This is a genomic window from Pseudomonas fitomaticsae (assembly GCF_021018765.1).
Taxonomy (GTDB): Bacteria; Pseudomonadota; Gammaproteobacteria; order Pseudomonadales; family Pseudomonadaceae; genus Aquipseudomonas; species Aquipseudomonas fitomaticsae.
Window position 1 is genome coordinate 4550059 of sequence record NZ_CP075567.1, and the last position, 26711, is coordinate 4576769.

Here is a 26711-nt window from a genome sequence, read left to right on the forward strand (position 1 = left end):
TTCGTTACTTCAGCTCAGCCAAAAATTTCAGCAGCGTGTCGGTCACAAACGGCGGATTCTCCAGATTGGAGATATGCCCCGCTTCCGGCACCAGCACACACGGGCAGCCAATCAACTCAGCCATTTCCCGTGCTTCCGACGGCGGGCGTGGTTTGTCCTGATCGCCGCAGACCACCAGCGTGGTGGCCGCATTCAACTCGCCCAGACGCGGCAACAGATCATCACGACCAAAGGTGATCCGCCCCATCGGCACGATGCTCTCGCGCAGACGTTCGGCCGGATAGCCGGCGAGTTTTGCGCGGAAATCCTGATACAGTGCCGACTCTTTATCGATGCCCGGACGGAAGAAGATCGGCACCACGATATCCAGCAGTGGCTCGGAGATTTCGCCGCTTTCCTCGATCTGTTTGAACAGCGAGAAATAATACTGACGAGTCGGTTCCGGCTCGACGCCGACGTAAGTGTCCATCAGCACCAGACCGTTGAGCCGCTGCGGCGCCGACAACGCCAGGCGCACGCCCCACATGCCGCCGACCGACAGCCCGACCAGCGTCACCCGGTCGATGTCCAGATGATCGAGCAAGGCCAGTGCCTGACGGGCGATGTCGTCCAGCGAAGCGGTGCCTTCAGGCAAGCGACCGGATTCGCCATGGCCCCACAGATCCAGTGCAATCACCCGATAGTGCGGCGACAGCGCTGCGATCTGCGGTGCCCACATGGCCTGGTCCCACAGGTAGCTGCCGGCCAGCAACACCGCCGGGCCCGTGCCTTGATCAATGTAGTGAAGCGCCTGCCCGTCAACCGTGAAAAAAGGCATCGATAACCCCCATGGCAAAGAAACTGGAGCCCGCAGACTGAGCGGGCCGGCCTCGGCAGTCAATGATATGAAAGGATTACAAAGCCCGACCTGCGACAACGGCTACAGAGAAAAACACGTTTTCTGTAGCCGTTGTCGCAGGCTGTGTTTTACAGCCCTTCCAGCTCAGCCATCAGATCATTGAGACGATCAACCTTCTCCTCGGTAATGTCGCTGGCTGCCAGTCCTTCGATGTACCCGGCCAGTTCCTCCACCGTGCTGCACTCGAACATCGCTCGCAGCGGCACGTCCCGTTGCAGGGCTTTCTGCACCCGCGAGGCGATTTGCGTGGCGAGCAGCGAGTGGCCGCCGAGTTCGAAGAAGTTGTCGCGTACCCCGACCTTCTCGACCTTCAGCACCTCGGCCCAGATATCGGCCAGGGTCTGTTCCAGTTCGCTGCGCGGCGCCAGGTAATCCTGGCTCTGCAACTGGCCGATCTCCAGCGCCGGCAGGGCCTTGCGGTCGAGTTTGCCGTTGGCGTTGAGCGGCAACCGGTCGAGCCACAACCAGTGCAGCGGCACCATGTATTCCGGCAGTTCGGCGCGCAGGCGCTGCTTGATCCGTTCCAGGCGTTCGCTTTGGTTCAGTGCAGAATCTGCGGCCACCAGGTAGCCGACCAGATGCTTGCCGTTGACGCCTTCCTGCACGCCGACCGCCCCGTCTCGGACTTCCGGTTGCTCATGCAGACGCGCCTCGATTTCACCCAGCTCGATCCGGTAACCGCGAATCTTCACCTGATGGTCGACCCGACCGACGTATTCCAACACACCGTCACTGCGGCGGCGCGCCAGGTCACCGGTGCGATACAGACGCTCGCCCGGCGCACCGAACGGATTCGGCACGAACACCGGCGCGGTGCGCAGCGGATCGCTGACATAACCGCGACCGACTCCGGTGCCCGCCACGCACAACTCACCTACCGCACCCAACGGCACCAGATCCAGCGCGCCATCGAGCAGGTACAGCAAGTTGTTGTCGGTCGGCGTACCGATCGGCAGGTAACTGCCGCGAGTCGAGGCCATATCGACGCGGAAGAATGCCACGTCGTCCGAGCATTCCGCCGGGCCATAGGCGTTGACCAGACCGATCTGCGGATAACGCAGCAGCCATTGGTGCGCCAGTTCCGGCGGCATTGCTTCACCGGTCGGCAGCATCCAGCGCAGCCCGTCGAGGCTAAGGCGATCGGAAGCGAGCATGCCCTGGATCAGCGACGGCACGCTCTCCAGCACGGTGATGCCCTGCTGTTGCACATGCACCAGCAAACCTTGCGGATCGTGGGCGATGGTGTTCGGCACGATGTCCACCCGTGCCCCGAACAGTGGCGCGGCGAGGAATTGCCAGACCGAAATGTCGAAGCTTTGCGAAGCGGTCTGGGCGATCACATCGGCGTCGCTCAGGTTCAGGTACGGCACTTTGCTCAACTGGTTGTTGAGCATGCCGCGCTGCTCGACCATCACGCCTTTCGGCAACCCGGTGGAACCCGAGGTGTAGATCACGTAGGCCAGATTGTCCGGGCCGCTGAAGATCCCCGGATTCGCCGACGACACCGCGCCGGCCTGAACCTCTTCCCACACCAGCAAGCGTGGACGGTTGGCGCAGCTGAATTCGTCCAGCAAGGTCGTCGCCTGTTCACGGCAAGCCTCGGTGCATACCAGCACCGGCGTGCGGCTGAGCTCGATGATGCGTTGCAGACGCTGACTCGGCAGGCCCGGATCCAGTGGCAGGTAACCGGCACCGGCCTTGAAGCTGCCGATGATCATGCCCAGCAGATCCAGATTCCGTTCTCCCAGCAGCGCCACCGGTTGATCCATCTGCACCCCGGCCGCGACCAGTGCATGGCCGAGACGGTTGGCGTTCTGGTTCAGCTCGGCGTAGCTCAGTTGCTGATCGAGGCAACTGGCGGCAGTGCGTTGCGGATGTTGCGCGACCTGGGCTTCGAACAGCTCGACGTAGCTCTGCTCCAGCGGATAGTCGTGCTCACTCTGGTTGCAGCCGTGAAGCAGGAAGTCCTGTTCCTCTTGGCCAAGCAGCGGCAGGTCGGCCATGTCGCCATGGAAGCCGTCGACCAGCGCCAGCAGCAGACGCTTGAACTCGCCGAGCATGCGCTCGATGGTCGACTCGTCGAAGTAACGCTGGTCGTAAGACAGATGCAGACCGAGGTCATCGCCCGGATAGCAAACCGCCGTCAGCGGGAAGTTGGTATGGGTACGGCCCGAATCCGAGGTCGCGTTGAGGCTCTGCGCACGGTCCAGTACCGAGACTTCCACCGGGGCGTTTTCGAACACGAACAGACTGTCGAACAGCGGCTGGCCTTTCGGCAGTTCGCTCTGTTCCTGGATGTTCACCAGCGGCAGGTATTCGTACTCGCGCAGTTGCATGTTGCTGTCGAGCAGACCGCTCAGCCACTGACGCACACTGGCGCGCTGATCGTCCGCCGGGATCTGCACCCGCAGCGCGATGCTGTTGATGAACAGACCGACAGTGCGCTGCATCTCCGGCATCTCCACCGGGCGCCCGGCCACGGTCACACCGAACAGCACGTCGCGATCACCGCTCATGCGGCGCAGCACCAGTGCCCACGCTGCCTGGGCGAAGGTGTTGATGGTCAGTTGATGGGCCTGGGCCAACTCACGCAGACGGGCGCCGTCCTCGACATTCAGTCGGGTGTAGCGGTCGCCGACGATCATGCCGCCGCTTTCGCCGGCATGTTCACGCAGGAACGGACGGTCGCTCGGGATCGGCGTGGTGCGCTCGAACCCTTGCAGGTTCTGCTGCCACCACTGGCGCGCCTCGGCCAGGCTCTGACGTTGCAGCCAGCCGATGTAATCGCGGTAGCGCGGCGGCACTGCCAGTTGCGCTTCGCGACCTTCGCCGAGGGCGGTGTAGATCTCGAAGAAATCGTTCATCAGCAGCGAACGGCACCAGGCATCGATCAGGATGTGGTGGTTGCTCATCATGAACCAGTAGCGCGCCGCGCCGACCTTGATCAGGCGCAGGTGGAACGGTGCCTGATTGAGCAGATCGAAACCGGCCTCGCGCTCAGCCTTGAGCAGCGCTTGCAGCTTCGGTTCCTGCTCGGCGTCAGCGATGGCGCTCCAGTCCAGGTATTCGATCGGCGTGCGACCCGGTGTATGGATCACTTGCAGCATGTCTTCGCCGACGTTCCAGCAGAACGACGCACGCAGCGCTTCATGACGGGCGACCACCGCTTGCCACGCCTGGGCGAAACGCTCGGGGTCGAGTTCACTGTTGATGCGATAGCGATCCTGCATGTAGTACAGACCGGTGCCCGGTTCGAGCAAGGTGTGCAACAGCATGCCTTCCTGCATCGGCGTCAGCGGGTACACGTCTTCGATGTGCGCCGCCGGCACTGGCAGTGCATCAAGTTGCGCCTGGGTCAGTTTCGCCAGCGGGAAGTCCGACGGCGTCAGGCCGCCGGCCTCGTCCTGCAGGCAATGTTCGATCAGGCTCTGCAACTCGCCGAGATAAGCATCGGCCAGCTCGTTGATGGTCTGCGCGTCGTAGCGTTCGGCGCTGAAGGTCCAGCGCAGCAGCAGTTCCCCGCCGTACACCTGACTGTCGACGCTCAACTCGTTCGGCAACGGTGCATGCGGATCGTGGGCAGCACCGACCGATTCATCCAGCGGACGGAACAGCGCATCGCTGCCGAAACTCTGGTCGAACTGGCCGAGGTAGTTGAAGGTGATCGGCGCGTTCGGCAATGCCGCCATGCTTGCGCGGCTGGCGTCATCGGCGAGATAACGCAGCACGCCATAACCCAGGCCTTTGTGCGGAACGGCGCGCAGCTGTTCCTTGATCGCCTTGATCGAAGCACCCTGCCCCGCGGCTTCTTCGATGTTGTGCGGGGTCAGGCGCAGCGGATAGGCGCTGGTGAACCAGCCGACGGTGCGGGTCAGGTCGATCTCGTCGAACAGGGTTTCGCGGCCGTGGCCTTCCAGTTGAATCAGCGCCGAGGGCTGACCACTCCAGCGGCACAGCACGCGGGCCAATGCGGTCAGCAACAGGTCGTTGACCTGCGTGCGGTAAGCGCTCGGTGCCTGTTGCAACAGTTGCCTGGTGCGCTCGGCATCCAGACGCACGCTGACGGTTTGCGCATGGCGATTCTCGCGACCGCCCTCAGGACGTTCGCACGGCAAATCGGCAGTCGGACCGGCCAGTTGCGCTTGCCACCAGCTCAGTTCTTCACGCAGTGATTCGCTGCCGGCGTAAGCCTGCAAACGCGCCGCCCAGTCCTTGAAAGCGCTGGTTTTCGCCGGCAGTTTCACCGACTGATCGGCGTCGAGCTGGCGATATACGGTTTGCAGATCGTCGAGCAGAACGCGCCACGACACACCGTCGACTACTAGGTGATGGATGGCGATGAACAGCCGTTGCTGGCCGTCCGGCCCATCCACCAGCACCGCACGCAGCAACGGGCCTTGGGCAAGGTCGAGACTGCGCTGGGCATCAGCAAACAGTGCAGCACACTTGTCCATCGACGGTACGCGGACTTGCCACAGCACGGCGGCATCGGTGACCGGTTGATGGGTTGCCTGCCATGCGCCGTTGGCCTCGCTGAAGCGCAGACGCAGGGCGTCATGCTGCTCGATTACCGCCAACAGCGCTTGCTCCAGACGATGCGGTTCCAGCGCCACGGTAGGCTCCAGCAGCAATGCCTGGTTCCAGTGCTGACGCTCGGGAATCTCGGTGTCGAAGAACCAGTGCTGGATCGGGGTCAGACGCGACTCGCCCGTCACCAAACCTTGCTCGGCGGTCACGGTTTCACTGTGGCTGGCGACAGCGGCCAGGGTCTGCACGGTCTGGTGTTGGAACAGATCACGGGGGCTGAAGTGAATACCCTGCTGGCGCGCCCGGCTGACCACTTGAATCGACAGGATCGAGTCGCCGCCCAGTTCGAAGAAGTTGTCGTTCAGACCCACCTGCTCGACGTTGAGCACTTCGCACCAGATCTGCGCCAGGTTTTGCTCAAGCTCGTTGCTTGGCGCCACGTAATCCTGACGATTGAGCTCCGGATCCGGCGCCGGCAACGCGCGGCGATCGAGCTTGCCGTTGGCGGTCAGCGGCATGCTCTCCAGCAGAATCAGATGGGTCGGCACCATGTAGTCCGGCAATTGTGTTTTCAGGTGCGCCTTCAGGGCTTCGCGCAGTTCGGCCTGCTCGGCTTCGCCGCGCGAAGCGACCTCGGTCACAAGATAGCCGACCAGTTGCTTGCCGCTCGGCGCATCCAGCGCCAGCACCACCGCTTCGCGGATCGAATCGTGATCGAGCAGGCGGGTTTCGATCTCGCCCAGCTCGATCCGGAAACCACGGATCTTCACCTGATGGTCGATCCGCCCGAGGTATTCCACCAGACCATCGGCACGCTGGCGCACCAGGTCGCCGGTGCGGTACATGCGCCCGCCATCGGCGGCAAACGGGTCGGCGACGAAACGTTCGGCAGTGATGCCCGCACGCTCGTGATACCCCACCGCCAGACCGGCGCCACCGACGAACAATTCACCGGTCGCGCCTTGTGGCACCAGCGCCAGATCGGCGTCGAGAATGTAGGCCACGCGATCACCGATCACGCTGCCGATCGGCACACTGCCGGCGCCCTCTTCCAGCACTTCCGGCGCCAGACTGGCCAGCGGCATGACCACGGTTTCGGTCGGGCCGTAGGCATTGAAGAACAGGCTCGGTTTGAACGCCGCGCGAATTCGTTGCAGGTGTTCGCCGGTCAGCGCTTCGCCGCCAGTGATGATCATGCGCACCGGCAGGATGTCGTTTTGCGTCGCAAGGAACTGCGCCAACTGGCTGCCGTAGCTCGGGGTGAAACCGAGAATATTGATCCGATGTTCGCGGATCAGGCCGCAGATTTCTTCCGCATCCCACTGACCCTGCGCACGCAGTACCACCTGCGCACCGCTGAGCAGCGGCACCAGCAGACGCTCGGTGGCGGCGTCGAAGTTGATCGAATAGAAGTGCAGTTCGCAGTCGTCCGGACGCATGCCGAAGCGTTCGATCACAGCCTGGCAATGCATGGCGATTTCACCGTGGGACACCACCACGCCTTTCGGCTTGCCGGTGGAGCCCGAGGTGTAAATCAGATACGCCTGATGCTGCGGCAGGCTGATAAAGGGCAGCTCGGTGGCCGGGTAATCGGCCAGCACGGCTCTGTCGTCTTCCAGGCACCAGCGCGCCACGTTCGACGGCAGTTCGCCGAGGGCCTTGAACATCGCGCGGTCGCTGAGCAGCAGGCCGACGCCGCTGTCTTCGATCATGTAATGCAGACGGTCGAGCGGGTATTCCGGGTCCAGCGGCACATAGGCGCCGCCGGCCTTGAGGATCGCCATCAGGCCGACGACCATGTCCAGCGAACGCTCCAGCGCCAGGCCGACCCGCACTTGCGGGCCGACACCGCGTTCACGCAGGGCCCAGGCCAGACGGTTGGCGCGGGCATCGAGCTCGGCGTAGCTCAGGGTCTGCCCGGCGAAGGTCAGGGCTGGCGCATCTTTGCGCGCCAGCGCCTGCTCGGCGAACAGGTGATGGATGCACTGGTCGAGACGACGCTCACCCGGCTCGACCCCAAGGCTGTCGAGCAATTGCTGTTGTTCAGGTGCGTCGAGCAGCGGCAGTTCGCTGAGGCGTTGTTGCGGGTTGGCGATCAATGCTTCCAGCAGGTTGCGCCAGTGCTTGGCCATGCGCGCAATGGTCGGCTCGTCGAACAAGTCAGTGCTGTAAGTCAGGCAGCAACCGAGGCGATGGTCGAGGTCGGTGACTTCCAGGTTGAGGTCGAACTTGGTCGCCCGTGCATCGTTGGCCAGGTACTCGACAGTCATGCCGGCGAGCATGCGGCTCTGCTGGAATTCCCAGCGCTGCACGTTGCACATCACCTGGAACAGCGGGTTGTACGCGGCGCTGCGCGGTGGTTGCAAAGCTTCAACCAGATGATCGAACGGCAGATCCTGATGGGACTGGCCTTCGATCACGGTGTGACGCACTTGCTCGAACAATTCGCCGACCGACATCTGGCCGTCGACCTGGCAACGCAGCACCTGGGTGTTGAGGAACGCACCGATCAGGCCTTCGCTTTCCGGGCGGATACGGTTGGCCACCGGCGCGCCGATGCGCAGATCGGTCTGGCCGCTGTAGCGGTAAAGCAAGGTCGCAAGGGCGGCGGTCATGGTCATGAACAGGGTCAGACCGTTCTGCGCATTGAACGCCCGAACCCGTGCGGCGAGATCATCGCTGAGGTCGAAACGGAACAGCTCGCCCTGGTGACTCTGCACCGGCGGACGCGGACGGTCGCCCGGCAATTCCAGCAGCGGATGTTCGCGGCCCAGTTGCGCGGTCCAGTAGTCGAGCTGACGCTGACGCTCGCCGGATTCCAGCCAGTTGCGCTGCCACACGCTGTAGTCGAGATACTGCACCGGCAGCGGTTCCAGCGGCGATTCGCGGTCATCGACAAACGCTTCGTACAGCGCGCTGAGTTCACGGGCGAAGATGTCCATCGCCCAGCCTTCGGTAACGATGTGGTGCAGGGTCAGGATGAAGTAATGCTCCTGCTCGGCGGTCTTGACCAGGCAGGCGCGCAGCAGCGGGCCGGTTTCCAGATCGAACGGCAGGTGCGCTTCGTCGTCGGCCAGTTGCTGGACTTTCTGCTCGCGCACATCGGCGGCGAGCTTCGAGAAATCCTTCCAGTCCATGCGCACGCCGGTCTCGGCATGCACTTGCTGACGGGCGACGCCATCGATGCTCGGGAACGTGGTGCGCAGGGTTTCGTGGCGCAGGATCAGCGCTTGCAGCGCCGCTTCGAAACGCCCGACATCAAGCACGCCCCGCAGGCGCGCCATGCCGCCGACGTTGTACGCCGGGCTGTCCGGCTCCATCTGCCAGAGGAACCACATGCGCTGCTGGGAATAGGACAGCGGCACCGGTTTGCTGCGATCAACCTTGTCGATCGGCGGCTGTTTGTTGGTGCGACCGCTGGCCTGAATCTGGCGGATCTGCTCAGCGAAATCACCCAGTTCGCTGTGCTCGAACAAGGCGCGCAGCGGCAGCTCGACGTCGCAGGCCTGGCGGGTGCGGGAGATGATTTGCGTGGCCAGCAGCGAGTGACCGCCGAGGGCGAAGAAGTCGTCGCGCAGGCCGACCTGTTTCAGACCCAGCACTTGGCGCCAGATCGCGGCGATCTGCTGCTCCAGCTCGGTGACCGGCTCGACGTGTTCGCGCACCTGCCATTGCGGTTCGGGCAAGGCGCGGCGGTCGAGCTTGCCGCTCGGGCTCAGGGGCATTGCGTCCAGGCGCATCAGTTGCGCCGGGACCATGTATTCCGGCAGCTCGGCAGCCAGTGCGGTTTTCAGGCGAGCGATTTGCCCGCCCTGAACTTCACCGGCATCAGTGGCGGTGAAGTAGCCGATCAGTTGCGGGCCGGCGACGGTTTCACGCACCAGCACGGCAGCCTGAGCGACGCCATCCTGAGCCAGCAGACGCGCTTCGATTTCTTCCGGCTCGACGCGGAAGCCGCGCAGTTTGACCTGCTGATCGAGACGGCCGAGGTATTCGATCACGCCATCATTCGTCCAGCGTGCGCGGTCACCGGTTCTGTACAGACGCGCGCCCTGCTCGCCCAGCGGATCGACCACGAAACGTTCGGCGGTCAGTGCCGGGCGACCGAGATAACCACGAGCCAGACCAATGCCGCTGATGCACAGCTCACCCGGCACACCGGCAGGCACAGGATTGAGATCGCTGTCGAGCACGCGGCAGACCACGTTGCCCAGCGGACGGCCAATCGGCGAACGCTCGCCATCCGCCACGCTGCAATGCCAGTGAGTGACGTTGATCGCGGTTTCGGTCGGGCCATAACGGTTGTGCAACTGCACCGCCGGCAGTTGCGCCAGCACGCGGTTGCGCAGTTCCGCCGGCAGCGCTTCACCGCCGGAGAACACACGACGCAGGCTGGTGCATTCGGCGCTCAAAGGCTCGTCGATAAACAGCGAAAGCAGCGGCGGCACGAAGTGCAGCGTGGTCACGCCATATTCTTGAACAAGCTGCGCGATGCGATGCGGATCGCGGTGTTCACCCGGGCCGGCGATCAGCAGACGCGCGCCGGTGATCAGCGGCCAGAAGCATTCCCACACCGACACGTCGAAACTGATCGGCGCCTTTTGCATCAGCACGTCGGTGTCGTTCAGGCGATAGGTGTTCTGCATCCATTGCAGACGTTCGGCCAACGCCGCGTGGGTGTTGCCCACGCCTTTCGGCTGGCCGGTGGAGCCGGAGGTGTAAATCACGTAGGCGAGGTTGTCGCCGTGCAGGTGCAGACCCGGTGCCTGGCTCGGCCAGTTTTCCAGGTGCAGGGTGTCCATGGCGATCACGCTGACGCCGTCGCTGGCCGGCAAGCGGTCGAGCAATGCAGTCTGGGTCAGCAGCAGTTCGACGCCGCTGTCGCTGAGCATGTAGGCCAGACGATCGGCCGGGTAATCCGGGTCCAGCGGCACGTAGGCGCCGCCGGCCTTGATGATCGCCAGCAGACCGATCAGCAGTTGCGGCGAACGCTCGGCGGCGATGGCCACGCACACGTCCGGGCCGACGCCTTTGTCGCGCAGGTAATGGGCGAGGCGGTTGGCCTGGGCGTGCAGTTCGGCGAAGTCGAGGCTGCCGCCGTCCCATATCAGGGCGGTGCGATCAGGGGTCTGACGGGCCTGTTCATTCAGCAGTTCCGGCAGCCATTGCTGAGCCGGCGTGCATGGGGCGACGCTCCACGCGTTTTGCTGAGTGTGTTCGGTGGCGGTCAGCAGCGGCAGGTCACCGATGGATTGTTCCGGACGTTCGCAGACAGCACGCAGCAGGTTGCTGAAATGTTCGGCGAGGTGTTCGATGGTCGAGGCGTCGAACAGTTCATCGGCGTAGTCGAAGGACAGCGTCAGGCGACCGTTGCGGTCTTCTTCACTGTGCAGTTGCAGATCGAACTTGGCCTCGCGGCTGTGCCACGGCAGTTCCTCAGCAAGCAGGCCCGGCAGACGCTTGAGCGCGCTCAAATCGCGTTGCTGATGGTTGAACATGACCTGGAACAAACCTTGTTCGCGGGCCTGCGGGAAGGCTTCGAGCAGTTGTTCGAACGGCAGGTCCTGATTCGCCTGAGCACCGAGTGCAGCCTGACGGGTTTGCGCCAGCAGTTCAGTGAACGGCAGACGCGAATCGACGTCGGCGCGCAGCACCTGGGTGTTGATGAAGAAGCCGATCAGGCCCTGGGTTTCCAGACGCGGACGGTTGGCGTTGGGTACGCCGATGCGGATGTCGCGCTGACCGCTGTAGCGATGCAGCAAGCTCTGGAACGCCGAGAGCAGCAGCATGAATGGCGTGGATTGATAGGCCTGGGCCGTCTGGCGAATGGCGTCGCTGAGGCTGATTCCCAGGCGAACACTGTGGCGGGCGGCGCTGTGCTTTTGCTTGGTAGAACGCGGATGGTCGGTCGCCAGCTCAAGGGTCGGATGCTCATCACCCAGCTGCGCTTTCCAGTACGCCAGTTGCCGCTCGCCCTCGCCTTGCGCCAGCCACTGGCGCTGCCAGCTGCCGTAGTCGGCGTACTGGGTTGGCAGCGGCGCGAGTTCCGCACGCTGGCCTTGGGACGCGGCGGCGTACAGGCGCGAAAACTCGTCGATCAACACGTTCAGCGACCAGCCGTCGGCGATGATGTGGTGCAGGGTCACCAGCAACTGGTGATCCTCGTCATCGAGGCGAACCAGCGTCACCCACAGCAGCGGGCCTTTCTCAAGATCGAACTGAGTGCGGGCTTCGTCTTCGCGGATCTGTTGTGCGCGGGCTTCACGTTCCCCGGCCGGCAGGTCGCTGATGTCGATCAGTTGCAGGTTGAACTCACCCGCTGCTTCGACCTGTTGCAGCGCCACACCGTCGCGCTCGAAGAAACGTGTACGCAGGGATTCATGGCGTTCGATCAGTTGCTGGAAACTGGCGCGCAGTGCGTCTTCGTCCAGTTCGCCACGCAGGCGCAGGGCGCCGGGAATGTTGTAGGCGCTGCTCTGCGGGTCGAGCTGCCAGGTGATCCACAGACGGTTTTGTGCCAGGGATTGCGGCAATGCTTCGGTACGCGACAACGCGGTGATTTCGCCTTGGGCGCTGCCTCCGTCCTGTTGCTGTTGCGCCACAGCGGCGGCGAAGGCGGACAGGGTCGGCGCTTCGAACAGCAGGCGCAGGTTCAGCTCCAGGCTCAGTTCTTCACGGACCTTGGCGATCACCTGAGTCGCGGCAATCGAGTTGCCGCCGAGCAGGAAGAAGTGATCGTCGGCGTTGACCTGTTTGACGTTGAGTTGCTCGGCCCAGATCTTGCCGACCAGGGCTTCCAACTCGGAGGCGGACGCGGTCGACTCGCTGGTTTCAGCGGTGGCCGACGGGAACACCGCGTAACTGTCGAGGCTGCCATCAGCCAGGCGATTACGGCAGGCCGAACGTTGCAGCTTGCCGCTGGAGGTCTTCGGCAACGCACCCGGATTGAGCAACACCACCACGCTCGGTGCTTCCTGATACGCCTCGGCAACCGCCTGGCGAATGGCTTTGATCAGCGCTTCAGGCGGGAGGATTTTCTGCACGCTGCGGCTGATTTCCGCCGCGATGCCGATGCCTTCTTCGCCATTCTGATTGACCGCGAACGCGGCGACGCGGCCCTTGCGAACCACCTCCACTTCGTTCTCGACCGTCTTTTCGAGGTCCTGCGGATAGAGGTTGTGACCGCGCACGATCAACATGTCTTTCAGACGACCGGTGATGAACAGCTCACCGGCACGAATGAAGCCCAGGTCGCCGGTACGCAGCCAGGTCTGGCCGGCGTGCTGGACAAAGGTCTTGGCGCTGGCTTCGGGGTTGCGCCAGTAGCCGTGGGCGATGCTCGGGCCGGTTGCCCAGACTTCACCGACGGCGTTGTCGGCCAGTTCTTCGAGGGTGTTCGGCTCGACGATCAGCACCGCATGATCGGGCTGGCTGATGCCGCAACTCATGATCGGGCTGCCCTCGCCCGGCTCGGCGCGGTTTTGCGCCAGGGCCTGATCGTCCACGCGCAGTGCAGGAATCCCTGTGCCGCGCGGTGTGCCGGCGACGAACAGGGTCGCTTCAGCCAGACCGTAGGACGCCATGAAACTGCTTTCGCTGAAACCGCACGCGGTGAATTTCTCGGCGAAGCGCTCGAGGGTATCGAGACGGATCGGCTCGGAGCCGGAATAGGCCACGTGCCAGCGGCTCAGGTCGAGGCGTTCCAGCGCCGACTCGCTGACCCGCTCGCTGCACAGACGATAGGCGAAGTCCGGGCCGCCGCTGATGGTGCCGCCGTATTGGCTGATCGCTTCGAGCCAGCGCAACGGCCGGCCGAGGAAGTACGCCGGCGACATCAGGATGCACGGCACACCGCTGAAGATCGGTTGCAACAGACCGCCGATCAGGCCCATGTCGTGGTACAGCGGCAGCCAGCTGACGATCACGTCGTCCGGGTTCACGTCGATACCGAAACCGTGGCGAATCAGCAGTTCGTTGGCCACCAGGTTGCCGTGGCTGACTTGCACGCCCTTGGGCAGCGCGGTGGAGCCGGAGGTGTATTGCAGGAAGGCGATGTGGTCTTGGGGCAAGGTCGGTTCGACCCAGCGCTCAGCCAACGAAGCGTCGAGTGTGTCGACGCACAACAGCGGCGGCGCGCCTTCGATTTGCTGCAAGGCGTCGCGCAGGTCGGCGCTGGTCAGCAGCAGACGCGGTTCGGCGTCGGCGATGATCGACAGCAGGCGTTCCTGATGGTGACGCTTGGCCGATTCCGGCGGATAGGCCGGCACCGCGATCACGCCCGCGTACAGGCAACCGAAAAATGCCGCGACGTAATCCGGACCGCTCGGGAACAGCAACACCGCGCGATCACCTAATCCGGCCTCGGTCTGCAACGCTGCCGCGATGGTGCGCGCGCGCTGATCGAGTTCGCGATAACTGAGCACCACAGCCTGTTCCTCGGTTTCGGCGAGAAAGCGCAGGGCCAGCCGATCCGGCGTCAGGGCCGCGCGGCGCTGGAGGGCTTGGACCAGGGTGCTGGGGAGTTCGAACGCGTCGGTCATGAGGTTTCCTGCCTGAATTCGGCTTGCTGGTGGAATCGGGTTGGCTGCGGCATGCCCGTGCAAGGCATGCGGGACACGGTCTTCGCCGACCGTGCAAGGCATTGGAATGCGGTAGGTCCGGGGCTGCGTACCCGGATCCATTCACCAATGAGAACGGATGACGTCTTGAAATAATTAGTCGGCAGGCTGGATCGCCAACGGGGCTGGGCGCTTGGACAAGTGCGGCGGCGTGTCGCAGTTCTCGGATCGCACTGTTATGGATCATTAGTTCTCTTTCTCAATTGACAATCATTATCATTCAACATAATTTGTCGCTCGATGTGTAGGACGGCCCCGTCCCCCAGGCGTCCCACTAACCTATTGGCAGCAAGGTGATTTCCATGACGGAACAAGTATCCACAAGCAGGTGCGATTCACCGCTACTTCAGGCATTCGTCGACAATCGACTGATTCTGGTCAAGATTGCAGCCCGCATTACCGGCTGCCGGTCACGCGCCGAAGATGTGGTGCAGGATGCGTTCTTCCGACTGCAATCGGCACCGCCGATCACGTCGTCGATCAAGGCCCAGCTGAGTTATCTGTTCCAGATCGTGCGCAATCTGGCGATCGATCACTACCGCAAACAGGCGCTGGAGCAGAAGTACGCCGGCCCCGAGGAGGAAGGGTTGAACGTGGTCATTCAGGGCGCTTCGCCGGAAACCTCGCACATCAACTTCTCGACCCTGGAACACATCGCCGATGCGCTGACCGAGCTGCCGGTTCGCACCCGCTATGCGTTCGAGATGTACCGTCTGCACGGCGTGCCGCAGAAGGACATCGCCAAGGAACTCGGCGTTTCGCCGACCCTGGTCAACTTCATGATTCGCGATGCACTGGTGCACTGCCGCAAGGTATCCGGCAGCCGCGCCGATGCAGTGTCCGCGAACCGCCGCTGACCTGAAACATAGCCAAAAAAAAGATCGCAGCCTTCGTTGAAGGGCTGCGATCTTTTTTGTTTTCAGCGCAATGTCACACCAGCGTGCACCGGTCGAAGAACCGCTCGCGCCCGAGGATCATCAGCGCCGCGCGCTTGTGCGGGAAGTCGAATTCCTTTTCGCAGTGGAAGCATTGGTTGTGCATGTGGCCGATCATCTTCGCGTTGTCGGCACGCGGTTCGGCGACGACGCGCTGAGTACGCGGATCATCCAGGAACAGGTAGTGCACCAGCGCCGACAGCCAGCTTGCCACTTTGTGCGGGCCGCGATGGTCCTCCTCCCCGACCAGCATATGAATGCCGCGATCATAATTGTCGGCATCGTAGAACGGCGCGATGCGATCTTCCTTGGCCCAGTAGGCTTCGAAATAGGCAAACGGCTGATCATCGAAACAACCGATCAGGCTCAGCGTGTGCGGATCGGCGTCGAGTTTGCTCAGGTATTCGCGATGCTGTTCGAGGCTGCCCTCTTCCTGCCAGAAACTGGCAACGCGCGGGCTGTTCTGCCAACGATTGAAGCGCGCCAGATCCTGCTCGATCTCCACCGTTCGCAGAGAAATCCAGGCACCGAGACGCGCATCGAAACGCCGATAAACTTCACCACGTGGTTTGACCGGTCGCAACGGATGGCGCTTGCCGTTACTGATGACCATCTGCTGCGGATAGCTGCCGCTCAGCGAGGTGCCGAGCCATGGTTGCGGCAGTTGCCAGAAAAGCGTGCGCTCGCAGCGGTATTCGCCCGCCACTTCAGTGGCCACCAGCAAACCGCTGAGCAAGGCTTCGGTTGGTGCCTGATCCAGTTGCCAGATCAATTGCTGTCGCGCCGGATCATGGGCAAACAACCAATAACAGGCCGCCCACAGCGCCTGGCCCGGGGGCAATGCGTAGCGTTCATCGACCTGGATCGGTCCCTGACCTTCACGATCAAGGCGCAGGCGAATCAGCGGTTGCCCGTCCAGGCTCAGGCTCAGACGGCTTTCGGTGGCATCGGCTACCAGTTGGCTGCCCGAAGGCAGGGCCAGGGCAGTCAGGTCATTCAGATTGGACATGGGTCGGGCTCACGATAATCGTCGACAGTTCAACGATGGGACGTGAGCCGGGGCGGGAAATTTAGGCCGGACGCGAAAAACCGCCGGTCATTGATGCGGCACCGGCACCACGGCAATCTTGTACGGATCGAAGATCTTCAGCATCTGCCCGTTGTCGCGCAGGCCTTGCAGCAGCTTGCCGAAGGCTTCGCCGGTGATCGGCGCCTTCGGACTGAGAATCGCGTAGTGGTGGTAGATCTGGTCGATGCGCTGGGACACCAGCAACTCGTCACGCACCTTTTCGTTGCGCAGCAGGTAATCGAACAGGTACGAGCGAGTCACCAACGCAATGTCTGCGCGCCCGCGCAAGACCATCAACAGGTTGCTGTCGTGGGAATAAGTCAGCGTGGCGCTGTAGGTTTCGGCGAGGTACTTGGGATCGGCGTTGAAATTGGCGAATTCGTAGTGATAGCCGCTGTACAGCGCCAGTCGTTTGCCCTTGAGATCGGCGAAGTAATTCTGCTGGCGACCGGGCTTGTTCTGCGCGACGAAAATTTCCGCGTCCTCCAGACCCATGTCGACGGTGGTGTGGGGGATGTCTTTCCAGCCCCACTCCGGGTTTTCGAAGATCGCCATGTCGGTGCGGCCATCCTTGAAATCGCCGAACCGGCGAGGAATCGAAGTGGGCACCAGTTCGAAACGATAGTCGCTCTGGGCGCTGTTCAGGGCCGCGACCAGTTCCGGCAACAGGCCGGTGTCGGCGCCGTTTTCCGGGCGAATGGTGTAGGGCGGAAAATGCGCCGCGCCCACCCGAACCACTTGCGCCGCCGGAGCAGGCAATACCCATGATGCAGCCAGCGCTGTGAGCATCAGCCCGGCGGCCGTCCGAATTGGCGAAGACTTCAAAACACCCCACTCCCCGAAAAAGTACCGATCATTGCATTCAAGCTAGGCGGTTTCGCCCAGTTAGCCAGTTTCCCGCCCCGATAGAAAGCGCCTAGCGCTCTTCGAGCACCAGAATCAGCGCTTCTTCGGCCAGTTGATCCAGGCTCAGGCTGCCGCCGGCACGGAACCAGGTGGTGGTCCAGGACAATGCGCCCGTGAGAAAACGTCGGGTAATGAACACGTCGCCACGGATGAACCCCGCCTCTTTGGCCTCGCCCAGCACTTGCAGCCAGAGGTCCTCGTAGATGTCGCGCAGCGCCAGCACTTTGACCTGGCCGTCTTCGGACAGCGAGCGCCACTCATACACCAACACCGCCATCGCCTCGCCGCTGCCGCCCATGATCGACTGCAATTCGCAGCGGATCAGCGCCAGCACCCGTTCACGCACATCGGCGGCATCGGCAAGGGCTGCACGCATCAGCGCGGTGTTGTAGCGGATGGTTTCTTCCATCACCGCCCGCAGGATTTCATCCTTGCTTTTGAAGTGATGAAAGATGCTGCCGGACTGAATCCCCACGGCACCGGCCAGATCGCGCACCGTAGTGCGCTCGTAGCCTTTGTTGCGGAACAGGTGGGCCGCCACTTGCAGCAGTTTGCCGCGAGCGCTGTCCGGATCGGTCAGCTGGCCGGCATCGACCAGTTCACGCATGACCCTCAGGGCTTTTTGCTCGTCCACCCGTTCTCTCCTACAGTCGATCAGTCAAATGCGCCGTACGCCGCAGAAACGGCGGGGTTGCGCGGGCAATTTAAGCCGCCGGCGGAGACCAAGCAAGCGCTTGGGCAGAAGATAATTCCAGGCGTTTACAAACCAAGCGCTTGCTTGGTAGTCTCGATGCACTTCTGTCACAGGTTCCTGAGTCGGAGATCAAAATGCCCACCACGGTTCGCATCGGATGCGCCAGCGCATTCTGGGGAGACACCTCGACCGCCGCCGCGCAGCTTGTGGCCGCAGGACAGCTGGATTATCTGGTCTTCGACTACCTGGCCGAAATCACCATGTCGATCATGGCCGGCGCGCGCATGAAGGACCCGCAGGCCGGGTTCGCAGGAGACTTCATCGAAGTCCTCACGCCTCTGCTGCCGCAACTGGCCGAACAGAACATTCGCGTCATCAGCAATGCCGGCGGGGTCAATCCCAAGGCCTGCGCCGCCGCGTTGCAAGCGGCCTGCGACAAGGCCGGCGTAGCGCTGAAAATCGCCGTGCTGTCGGGCGATGACCTGCAACCGCACTTCAAACAACTCGCCTCCCAAGGCATCACGGAAATGTTCAGCGGCGCCCCGCTGCCGCCGATGTGCGTGTCGACCAACGCCTACCTCGGTGCGCCGGGCATCGTCGAAGCGCTGCGTCTGGGCGCCGACATCGTCATTACCGGCCGGGTGGTCGACAGCGCAGTGATCAGCGCCGCGCTGGTGCACGAATTCGGCTGGTCGTGGCACGACTACGACAAACTCGCGCAAGCCGCCCTGGCCGGACACATCATCGAATGCGGTGCGCAGTGCACCGGCGGCAACTTCACCGATTGGCGCGACGTACCGGATTACGAACACATCGGTTTCCCGATCGTCGAAGTCAGCGCCGACGGCCAGTTCATCGTCAGCAAACCCGAAGGCTCCGGTGGGCTGGTCACACCGCTGACCGTCGGCGAACAGATGCTCTACGAAATCGGTGACCCTCAGGCCTACCTGTTGCCCGATGTGGTCTGCGATTTCAGCCAGGTCAAACTCCAGCAACAAGGCAAAAACGCCGTCCGGGTCCACGGCGCCAAAGGCTTGCCACCCAGCGACCAATACAAAGTCAGCGCAACGTATCCGGACGGTTTCCGTTGCACCGCCAGTTGCCTGATCGCCGGCATCGATGCCGTGGAAAAAGCCCGGCGCGTCAGCCAGGCGATCCTCGACAAAACCTCGGAAATGCTCGACCAGAAAGGCCTCGGACCCTACACCGAAACCCACGTCGAACTGCTCGGCAGCGAAGCCACCTACGGCCCTCACGGCCAGCGCCGGGACAGCCGCGAAGTGGTGATCAAACTCGCCGTGCGCCACCCGAACAAACAAGCCTTGATCCTGTTCTCCCGGGAGATCGCCCAGGCCGCCACCGGCATGGCGCCGGGACTGACCGGCATCGTCGGCGGACGGCCAACGGTGTATCCGCTGATCCGGCTGTTCTCGTTCCTGATCGACAAAAGCGCCTGCACTTTGCAGATCGACATCGCCGGCGAATCTCACCCGTTCGCCGTGCCCGCGCCCGCCGCCCTCGACAGTCAGGATCTGCCCCTGCCCCATGAAACGCCCAAACCTCAAGACCGTGCCGACGCCAGCGTGCCGTTGGTGAAACTGGCCGTGGCGCGCTCCGGCGACAAGGGCAATCACAGCAACATTGGCGTCATGCCACGTCGTCCTGAATACCTGCCGTGGATCGCCGAGGCGCTGACCCCGGCAGTGATCGTGGACTGGATGAGCCATGTCCTCGACCCGATTCACGGTCGGGTCGAACGCTGGTATCTGCCCGGCACCCACAGCCTCAACTTCCTGCTGGAAAACGCCCTAGGTGGCGGCGGCGTGGCGAGCCTGCGCATCGACCCGCAAGGCAAGGCCTTCGCCCAACAACTACTGGAAATCCAGATCCCGGTGCCGCAGAGCATCGCCGAACAGTTCGACTAGAGGATTGGCACCATGGCGTTCGAATCGATTTTCCGGGCTGATCTGTTCAGCGGCCAGACCGTCATCATCACCGGCGGCGGCAGTGGCATCGGGCGTTGCACCGCCCATGAACTGGCGGCGCTCGGGGCTACCGTGGTGCTGGTCGGGCGCAAGCCGGAAAAGCTGCAAACCGTCGCCGCCGAAATTGCCGAGGACGGCGGTCGGGCGCACTGGAAGGCCTGCGATATCCGTGACGAAGAAGCGGTGAAGGCGCTGATCAGCGAACTGATCCGCGAACACGGGCCGATCCACGGACTGGTCAACAATGCCGGTGGCCAGTACCCGTCGCCACTGGCTTCGATCAATCAGAAAGGTTTCGAAACCGTGCTGCGGACCAATCTGGTCGGCGGTTTCCTGATGGCCCGGGAAGTGTTCAACCAGTCGATGAGCAAACACGGCGGCAGCATCGTCAACATGCTTGCCGACATGTGGGGCGGCATGCCCGGCATGGGCCACTCCGGCGCCGCGCGCTCGGGCATGGACAACTTCACCAAAACAGCGGCGTTCGAATGGGGTTATGCCGGCGTTCGGGTGAATGCGGTGGCGCCGGGCTGGATCGCTTCCAGTGGCATGGACACTTATGAAGGCGCGTTCAAGGCCGTGATCCCGACCTTGCGCGAACACGTGCCGCTCAAACGCATCGGCACCGAATCGGAGGTCAGCGCGGCGATCGTGTTTCTGCTCAGCCCGGCTGCCGCGTTCATCAGTGGCAGCACCTTGCGCATCGACGGCGCAGCCAGTCTGGGCAGTCGCGCCTGGCCGCTGCACAAGGCGACCCACAGCGAATCCTTCAACGGTTTTCACCGGGCCTACATGCCCGACGTCTTGAAGGACAAGGAGTAAGCCATGCCGCAGATCCAGTCCCAACTCGACCCGCACAGCGAAGCCTTCGCCCGCAACCGCGCAGCGATGCTCGCGGCTATCGAGCAAGTCCAGCAGCTCGAACAGAATCTGCTGAACAAGGCTGCCGAGGCCAAACCGAAATTCGACAAACGCGGACAATTGCTGCCCCGCGAACGCCTGAATCTGTTGCTCGACCCGGGCGCACCGTTTCTCGAACTGGCGAGCCTGGCCGGCTACAAACTGCACGACGACAAGGACGGCAGCTCGGCCGGTGGCGGCTTGATCGCCGGCATTGGTTATGTGTCCGGCGTGCGCGCCTTGATCGTGGCGAACAACAGCGCGATCAAGGGCGGGACGATTTCCCCGTCGGGCCTGAAAAAATCCCTGCGCCTGCAACAGATCGCCCAGGAAAACAAACTGCCGGTCATCACCCTCGCCGAAAGCGGCGGCGCCAACCTCAATTACGCGGCGGAAATTTTCGTCGAAGGTGCACGCAGTTTTGCCAATCAGGCGCGGATGTCGGCCATGGGTTTGCCGCAGATCACCGTGGTGCACGGCTCGGCTACGGCTGGCGGCGCGTATCAGCCGGGGCTGTCGGATTACGTGGTGGTGGTGCGCGGCAAGGCCAAGCTGTTTCTTGCCGGCCCGCCGTTGCTTAAAGCGGCGACCGGTGAAGTCGCCACCGACGAAGAACTGGGCGGCGCCGAGATGCACGCGCAAGTCGCCGGCACCGCCGAATACCTGGCCGAAAACGATGCCGACGGCGTGCGTCAGGTGCGGGAAATCGTCAGCCTGCTGAACTGGAACGAGCAAATACCGTGGCTGCCCGAGCCGCAATTCAAGGAGCCGCTCTACCCCATCGACGAACTGCTCGGCCTGATCCCGGACGATCCGAAAAAACCCTACGACGTGCGCGAAATCATTGCGCGGATCGCCGACGAATCGCGCTTCCTGGAGTTCAAGGGCGAGTTCGATCAGCAGACCATTTGCGGACACCTGAAAATTCAGGGCCGCGCCTGCGGTTTCATCGGCAACAACGGCCCGATCACGCCCAACGGCGCGAGCAAAGCGGCGCAGTTCATTCAGCTGTGTGACCAGAGCCAGACGCCACTGCTGTTTTTCCACAACACCACCGGGTTCATGGTCGGCACCGAATCGGAACAGCATGGCGTGATCAAGCACGGTTCGAAACTGATCCAGGCCGTGGCCAATGCGCGGGTGCCGAAACTGACGATTGTGGTCGGCGGCTCCTACGGCGCAGGCAACTACGCGATGTGCGGGCGCGGGCTCGACCCACGCTTCATCTTCGCCTGGCCCAACAGCCGCACCGCCGTGATGGGTGGCGCCCAGGCCGGCAAGGTGTTGCGCATCGTCACCGAAGCCAAACAGCTCAAGGATGGCCTGGTGCCCGACCCGAAAATGCTCGACATGCTGGAGCAGGTCACCGCACAGAAACTCGACAGCCAGTCCACCGCCCTCTACGGCAGCGCCAACCTGTGGGACGACGGGCTGATCGATCCGCGCGATACCCGCACCCTGCTCGGTTACCTGCTGGACATCTGCCACGAAGCCGACATCCGCACGTTGCAACCCAACAGCTTCGGCGTCAGCCGGTTCTGATCGCCACGGACTAAAGGAGAACAATAAAAATGATCTTCACCCCGGAACACGAAGCCCTGCGCCGCACCGTCCGCCAGTTCGTCGAGCACGAGATCAACCCCCACGTCGACGAGTGGGAAAAGGCCGGGCGTTTTCCGATCCACGAGATTTTCCGCAAGGCCGGCGACCTCGGTCTGCTGGGGATTTCCAAACCGGAAAAATTCGGCGGCATGGGCCTGGATTACAGCTATTCGATCGTCGCCGCCGAAGAGTTCGGCACCATCCATTGCGGCGGCATTCCGATGTCGATTGGCGTGCAGACCGACATGTGCACTCCCGCCCTCGCCCGCTTCGGTTCCGATGAATTGCGCGAAGAATTTCTGCGCCCGGCCATCACCGGCGAGCAGGTCGGTTGCATCGGCGTCTCGGAAGTCGGCGCCGGTTCCGACGTCGCCGGGCTCAAGACCACCGCGCGCAAGGACGGCGACGACTACGTGATCAACGGTAGCAAGATGTGGATCACCAACTCGCCGAGCGCCGACTTCATCTGTCTGCTGGCCAACACCTCGGACGACAAACCACACATCAACAAATCGCTGATCATGGTGCCGATGAACACGCCGGGCATCAGCCTCAGTTCGCACCTCGACAAGCTCGGCATGCGCAGCTCGGAAACCGCTCAGGTGTTTTTCGACAACGTGCGCGTGCCCCAGCGCAATCGCATCGGCCACGAAGGCGCCGGGTTCATGATGCAGATGCTGCAGTTCCAGGAGGAACGTCTGTTCGGCGCGGCCAACATGATCAAGGGCCTGGAATACTGCGTCGACAGCACCATCGAGTACTGCAAGGAGCGCAAGACCTTCGGCAACGCGCTGATCGACAATCAGGTGATCCACTTCCGCCTCGCCGAATTGCAGACCGAAATCGAATGCCTGCGGGCGCTGGTCTATCAGGCCACCGAGCAATACGTGAAAGGCCAGGACGTCACCCGACTGGCCTCGATGGCCAAGCTCAAGGCCGGGCGTCTCGGCCGGGAAGTCAGCGACAGTTGCCTGCAATACTGGGGCGGTATGGGTTTCATGTGGGACAACCCGGTGGCCCGCGCCTACCGCGACGTGCGGCTGGTGTCGATTGGCGGCGGCGCCGATGAAATCATGCTGGGGATCATCTGCAAACTGATGGGCATCCTGCCGGGGAAAAAGAAATGAGCGCCCTGCCCGATTGCCAGACGCTGCTGCTGGAACGGCACAACGGCGTGTTGCACATCACCCTCAATCGCCCGGAAAGCCGCAACGCCATGAGCCTGCAGATGGTGGCCGAGTTGCGTTCTGTGCTGGCCGCCGTGCGCGATGACCGTAGTGTTCGCGCACTGGTGCTCAGCGGTGCCGGCGGGCATTTCTGTGCCGGCGGCGACATCAAGGACATGGCCAACGCCCGCACTCAGGGCAGCGATGCCTATCGCGAGTTGAACCGGGTGTTTGGATCATTGCTGGAAGAAGCGCAGCACGCGCCGCAAGTGTTGATCACGGTTTTGCAGGGCGCAGTGCTCGGGGGTGGTTTTGGGCTGGCCTGTGTCAGCGATATCGCCATCGCCGATCATCAGGCGCAATTCGGTTTGCCGGAAACCAGCCTCGGCCTGCTGCCGGCGCAGATCGCGCCGTTTGTGGTGCAGCGCATCGGCCTCACTGAAACCCGACGCCTGGCCCTGACCGCCGCCCGCTTCGACGGCCATCAGGCGCGGCGTCTGGGGCTGGTGCATTTTGTCGAGCAGGATCCACAGGCGCTCGCCGAGCGGCTGGATGAAGTGCTCGACCACGTCTTGTGTTGTGCCCCCGAAGCGAACGCCATGACGAAAAAACTGCTGCTGGCCAGCGCCGGCCAGCCGTCGAGTGAATTGCTGGACGAAGCCGCGCACTGGTTCAGCGCAGCGGTGACCGGTGCCGAAGGGATCGAAGGCACGATGGCGTTTGTGCAAAAGCGCAAACCCGGATGGAGCACCTGACCCTGTGGGAGCGGGCTTGCCCGCGATGAGGCCCTTCAATCCACCGCCAACATTCAGGAAAACCACCATGCCCGCCCTCCACAAAATCCTGATCGCCAACCGCGGTGAAATCGCCTGCCGCATCCAGCGCACCGCCCAGGCCCTCGGCTATCGCACGATCGCCGTTTTCAGCGACGCCGACGCCGACGCATTGCACGTGCAAATGGCCGATCAAGCGGTGAACATCGGCCCGGCGCCGGTGCAGCAGTCCTACCTGAACATCCCGGCGATCCTCGACGCCGCCCGGCGCAGCGGTGCCGACGCGATCCATCCCGGCTACGGTTTCCTCTCGGAAAATGCCGAATTCGCCCGGGCTTGCGAACAGGCCGGCCTGACGTTTATCGGCCCCAGCGTCGAAGCCATTGAACTGATGGGCAGCAAACGTCAGTCGAAAATCGCCATGCTCGCCGCCGGTGTGCCGTGCATCGCCGGCTATCAAGGCGCCGAGCAGGACGATGCGACTCTGACCCGTGAAGCCGAACGCATCGGCTATCCGTTGATGATCAAGGCCAGCGCCGGCGGTGGCGGGCGCGGAATGCGCCTCGTGCACCACGCCGAGGAGCTGGCGGCGCAATTGCGCACGGCCCGCTCGGAAGCCTTGAACGGTTTCGGCAGCGACGAACTGATTCTCGAACAGGCATTGATCGAACCGCGCCATGTCGAAGTGCAGCTGTTCGGCGATCATCACGGCAACCTGATCTACCTCGGTGAACGCGACTGTTCGATTCAGCGCCGTCACCAGAAAGTCATCGAAGAGGCACCGTGTCCGGTGATGACCGAAGAACTGCGCCAGGCGATGGGCGAAGCGGCGCTCAAGGCCGGGCGGGCGGTGAACTATGTCGGCGCCGGCACTGTGGAGTTTTTGCTTGATGCCGATGGCCGATTTTACTTTCTGGAGATGAACACCCGGTTGCAGGTCGAGCACCCGGTGACTGAATTGATTACCGGGCTGGATCTGGTGGCGTGGCAGCTTTCGGTTGCCGAGGGCCAGCCTCTGCCGCTGTCGCAAGCGCAGGTCAAACTCGATGGCCACGCGATGGAAGTGCGCCTCTACGCCGAAGATCCGGCCCAGGGTTTTCTTCCGCAGACCGGGCGTGTCGAAGCCTGGGCACCGGCACTGGATCGCGGTGCGCGGATCGATCACGGGCTGATCGAAGGCCAGTCGGTCTCACCGTTCTACGACCCGATGCTCGGCAAACTGATCGCCCACGGCGCAACCCGTGAAGAGGCCCGGCGCAAACTGCTGTGTGCGGTGCAGGACAGCGTGTTGCTGGGCGTGCAGAGCAATCAGCGGTTGCTCGCCAGCCTGTTGCAGCATCCGCAATTCATCAGCGGTGAGTTTGGCACCGGCTTCATCCCGCAGCACTTCGCAGATCACGATTGCCTGCACACCTATTCGCCCAGTGCCGAAGAGCTGGCCATCGCGACGGTGCTGTTTTACCAATCCGCCGCGCAGCAACACGGCGCCCCTTTGTCCGGATGGCGCAACAATGCCGGTGCGACGCTGCTTTATCGCATCGGTCTCGACGCCCGCGACTGGAACGTGCAACTGCGCGCCAGTCTGGACAACGTGTTTGAAGTGCAGGTCGCGGAACGTGTCATCCAACTCAAACGGGTCGAGCACACCGCAGGGGACATCACGCTGGAGATCGACGGCCTGCGCCAACGCCATGCCTATCGCCTGCGCGACGAGCAGCTCTGGCTGTTCACCCACCCCGGCAGCCTGCACCTGGTGGATCGAACTCACGCGGTGATCGACAGTCAGACCAGCGTCAGTTCCGGCACGTTGAAAGCCCCGATGGATGGCGCCATCATCGATGTGCTCGTCAGCGAAGGCAGCCCGGTCAGCAAGGGCCAGCTGCTGGTGGTGCTGGAAGCGATGAAAATGGAGCACCCGCTCAAGGCCGGCATCGACGGCGTCCTCAAGCGGGTGCAGGTCAAGGTCGGCGATCAGGTAAAAAATCGTCAGGTTCTGTTGCAGGTCGAGTAGTCGCCGCGCGCATCCGCAAGGTTTGACTACGCTCTGAATAATCAGGACGCGGAAATCAGGAACCCTGCGATGCCCCATTGGCTGGTCATAGATCTGGAAGCCACCACCGATGAGGGTGGCTGGCCGGTTACGGAAATGGAGATCATCGAGATCGGCGCGACCCTGGTGGATCGCGCCGGTCGCGAGCAGGATCACTTCCAGCGCTTCGTCAAACCGACGCGGCGCCCCTTGTTGACGCCGTTTTGCCGCGAGCTCACGCACATCACCCAGGCCAACATCGACGCGGCACAGCCGTTGAGCGACGTCTGGCCGGCCTTCGAGCGCTGGCTCGGTCAGCACCAGACACGCCTTGAAGGCTGGGCCAGCTGGGGCGATTACGACCGCAAACAGTTGCTTCAGGAATGGCAGCGCCTGCAACTCGACAGCGCCCTGAGCCGGGTGCCGCACATGAACCTCAAACAGCGCTTTGCCAAGGCCCGACGCCTCGAACGGCCGCTGGGCCTCAATGGCGCGCTGCAACTGGCGGGCATGCAGTTCACCGGCCAGCAGCACCGGGCGCTGGAAGATGCGCGCAATACCGCCCGATTATTGCCATTGGTGCTGCCGCTCTAGCGCAGGTGACGGCGC

The 26711-nt window shown here is 62.9% G+C and carries 13 protein-coding genes; 8 read left to right on the forward strand and 5 right to left on the reverse strand.

Features of this window, described 5'->3' with window-relative positions; translation table 11 throughout:
• Positions 1–4: 4 nt before the first annotated feature.
• Positions 5–817, reverse strand: a complete 813-nt coding sequence (locus tag KJY40_RS20405; protein ID WP_230732355.1) for an alpha/beta fold hydrolase — start codon at positions 815–817, stop codon at positions 5–7.
• 149 nt (positions 818–966) lie between these two features.
• Positions 967–13965, reverse strand: a complete 12999-nt coding sequence (locus KJY40_RS20410; protein WP_230732357.1) for a non-ribosomal peptide synthetase — start codon at positions 13963–13965, stop codon at positions 967–969.
• 380 nt (positions 13966–14345) lie between these two features.
• Here KJY40_RS20410 and KJY40_RS20415 point away from each other — a divergent pair, with 380 nt between their 5' ends.
• On the forward strand, positions 14346–14900 hold the full coding sequence (locus KJY40_RS20415; RefSeq protein ID WP_007955779.1) for an RNA polymerase factor sigma-70: 555 nt from the start codon (positions 14346–14348) through the stop codon (positions 14898–14900).
• 73 nt (positions 14901–14973) lie between these two features.
• On the opposite strand, the gene KJY40_RS20420 is transcribed toward KJY40_RS20415, so the two are convergent.
• The 3 genes from KJY40_RS20420 to KJY40_RS20430 all read right to left on the reverse strand — a co-directional run bounded on the left by KJY40_RS20420 (position 14974) and on the right by KJY40_RS20430 (position 17587).
• Positions 14974–15987, reverse strand: a complete 1014-nt coding sequence (locus KJY40_RS20420; protein WP_230732359.1) for a GNAT family N-acetyltransferase — start codon at positions 15985–15987, stop codon at positions 14974–14976.
• 87 nt (positions 15988–16074) lie between these two features.
• Complete coding sequence (locus KJY40_RS20425) at positions 16075–16872, reverse strand: substrate-binding periplasmic protein (protein ID WP_230732360.1); 798 nt, start codon at positions 16870–16872, stop codon at positions 16075–16077.
• Between the two features lie 91 nt (positions 16873–16963).
• Positions 16964–17587 (reverse strand): TetR/AcrR family transcriptional regulator, encoded by a 624-nt coding sequence (locus KJY40_RS20430; RefSeq protein WP_230732362.1) that lies wholly within the window; start codon positions 17585–17587, stop codon positions 16964–16966.
• A gap of 194 nt (positions 17588–17781) precedes the next feature.
• On the opposite strand from KJY40_RS20430, the gene KJY40_RS20435 reads away from it, so the two are divergent.
• The 7 genes from KJY40_RS20435 (at position 17782) to KJY40_RS20465 (ending at position 26696) form a co-directional block, all read left to right on the forward strand.
• Positions 17782–19572: an acyclic terpene utilization AtuA family protein gene (locus tag KJY40_RS20435; protein ID WP_230732364.1), complete on the forward strand. Its 1791-nt coding sequence runs from the start codon at positions 17782–17784 to the stop codon at positions 19570–19572.
• A gap of 12 nt (positions 19573–19584) precedes the next feature.
• On the forward strand, positions 19585–20454 hold the full coding sequence (locus KJY40_RS20440) for an SDR family oxidoreductase (RefSeq protein ID WP_230732366.1): 870 nt from the start codon (positions 19585–19587) through the stop codon (positions 20452–20454).
• Positions 20455–20457: 3 nt separating this feature from the next.
• Entirely contained in the window at positions 20458–22074 is a 1617-nt protein-coding gene (gene atuC / locus KJY40_RS20445; RefSeq protein WP_230732369.1) for an acyl-CoA carboxylase subunit beta, read from the forward strand.
• A gap of 29 nt (positions 22075–22103) precedes the next feature.
• Positions 22104–23261 carry a citronellyl-CoA dehydrogenase gene (gene atuD, locus KJY40_RS20450; RefSeq protein ID WP_007908685.1) on the forward strand — a complete coding sequence of 386 codons (1158 nt, stop codon included), beginning with the start codon at positions 22104–22106 and terminating at the stop codon, positions 23259–23261.
• Positions 23258–24055 carry an enoyl-CoA hydratase/isomerase family protein gene (locus tag KJY40_RS20455; protein ID WP_230732372.1) on the forward strand — a complete coding sequence of 266 codons (798 nt, stop codon included), beginning with the start codon at positions 23258–23260 and terminating at the stop codon, positions 24053–24055. The genes atuD and KJY40_RS20455 overlap by 4 nt, the downstream gene beginning before the upstream one ends.
• Before the next feature lie 67 nt (positions 24056–24122).
• Complete coding sequence (locus KJY40_RS20460; RefSeq protein ID WP_230732374.1) at positions 24123–26084, forward strand: acetyl/propionyl/methylcrotonyl-CoA carboxylase subunit alpha; 1962 nt, start codon at positions 24123–24125, stop codon at positions 26082–26084.
• A gap of 69 nt (positions 26085–26153) precedes the next feature.
• A complete protein-coding gene (locus KJY40_RS20465) occupies positions 26154–26696 on the forward strand; it encodes an exonuclease domain-containing protein (RefSeq protein ID WP_115078722.1) in 543 nt (180 codons plus the stop codon).
• Positions 26697–26711: the final 15 nt, after the last annotated feature.

Bases quoted from the DNA above. Each gene is read 5' to 3' on its own strand.
- KJY40_RS20420 (WP_230732359.1), bottom strand. From the start codon at position 15,987: ATGTCCAATCTGAATGACCTGACTGCCCTGGCCCTGCCTTCGGGCAGC.
- atuC (WP_230732369.1), top strand. From the start codon at position 20,458: ATGCCGCAGATCCAGTCCCAACTCGACCCGCACAGCGAAGCCTTCGCC.
- KJY40_RS20410 (WP_230732357.1), bottom strand. From the start codon at position 13,965: ATGACCGACGCGTTCGAACTCCCCAGCACCCTGGTCCAAGCCCTCCAG.
- KJY40_RS20460 (WP_230732374.1), top strand. From the start codon at position 24,123: ATGCCCGCCCTCCACAAAATCCTGATCGCCAACCGCGGTGAAATCGCC.
- atuD (WP_007908685.1), top strand. From the start codon at position 22,104: ATGATCTTCACCCCGGAACACGAAGCCCTGCGCCGCACCGTCCGCCAG.
- KJY40_RS20440 (WP_230732366.1), top strand. From the start codon at position 19,585: ATGGCGTTCGAATCGATTTTCCGGGCTGATCTGTTCAGCGGCCAGACC.
- KJY40_RS20435 (WP_230732364.1), top strand. From the start codon at position 17,782: ATGCCCACCACGGTTCGCATCGGATGCGCCAGCGCATTCTGGGGAGAC.
- KJY40_RS20455 (WP_230732372.1), top strand. From the start codon at position 23,258: ATGAGCGCCCTGCCCGATTGCCAGACGCTGCTGCTGGAACGGCACAAC.
- KJY40_RS20405 (WP_230732355.1), bottom strand. From the start codon at position 817: ATGCCTTTTTTCACGGTTGACGGGCAGGCGCTTCACTACATTGATCAA.
- KJY40_RS20415 (WP_007955779.1), top strand. From the start codon at position 14,346: ATGACGGAACAAGTATCCACAAGCAGGTGCGATTCACCGCTACTTCAG.
- KJY40_RS20465 (WP_115078722.1), top strand. From the start codon at position 26,154: ATGCCCCATTGGCTGGTCATAGATCTGGAAGCCACCACCGATGAGGGT.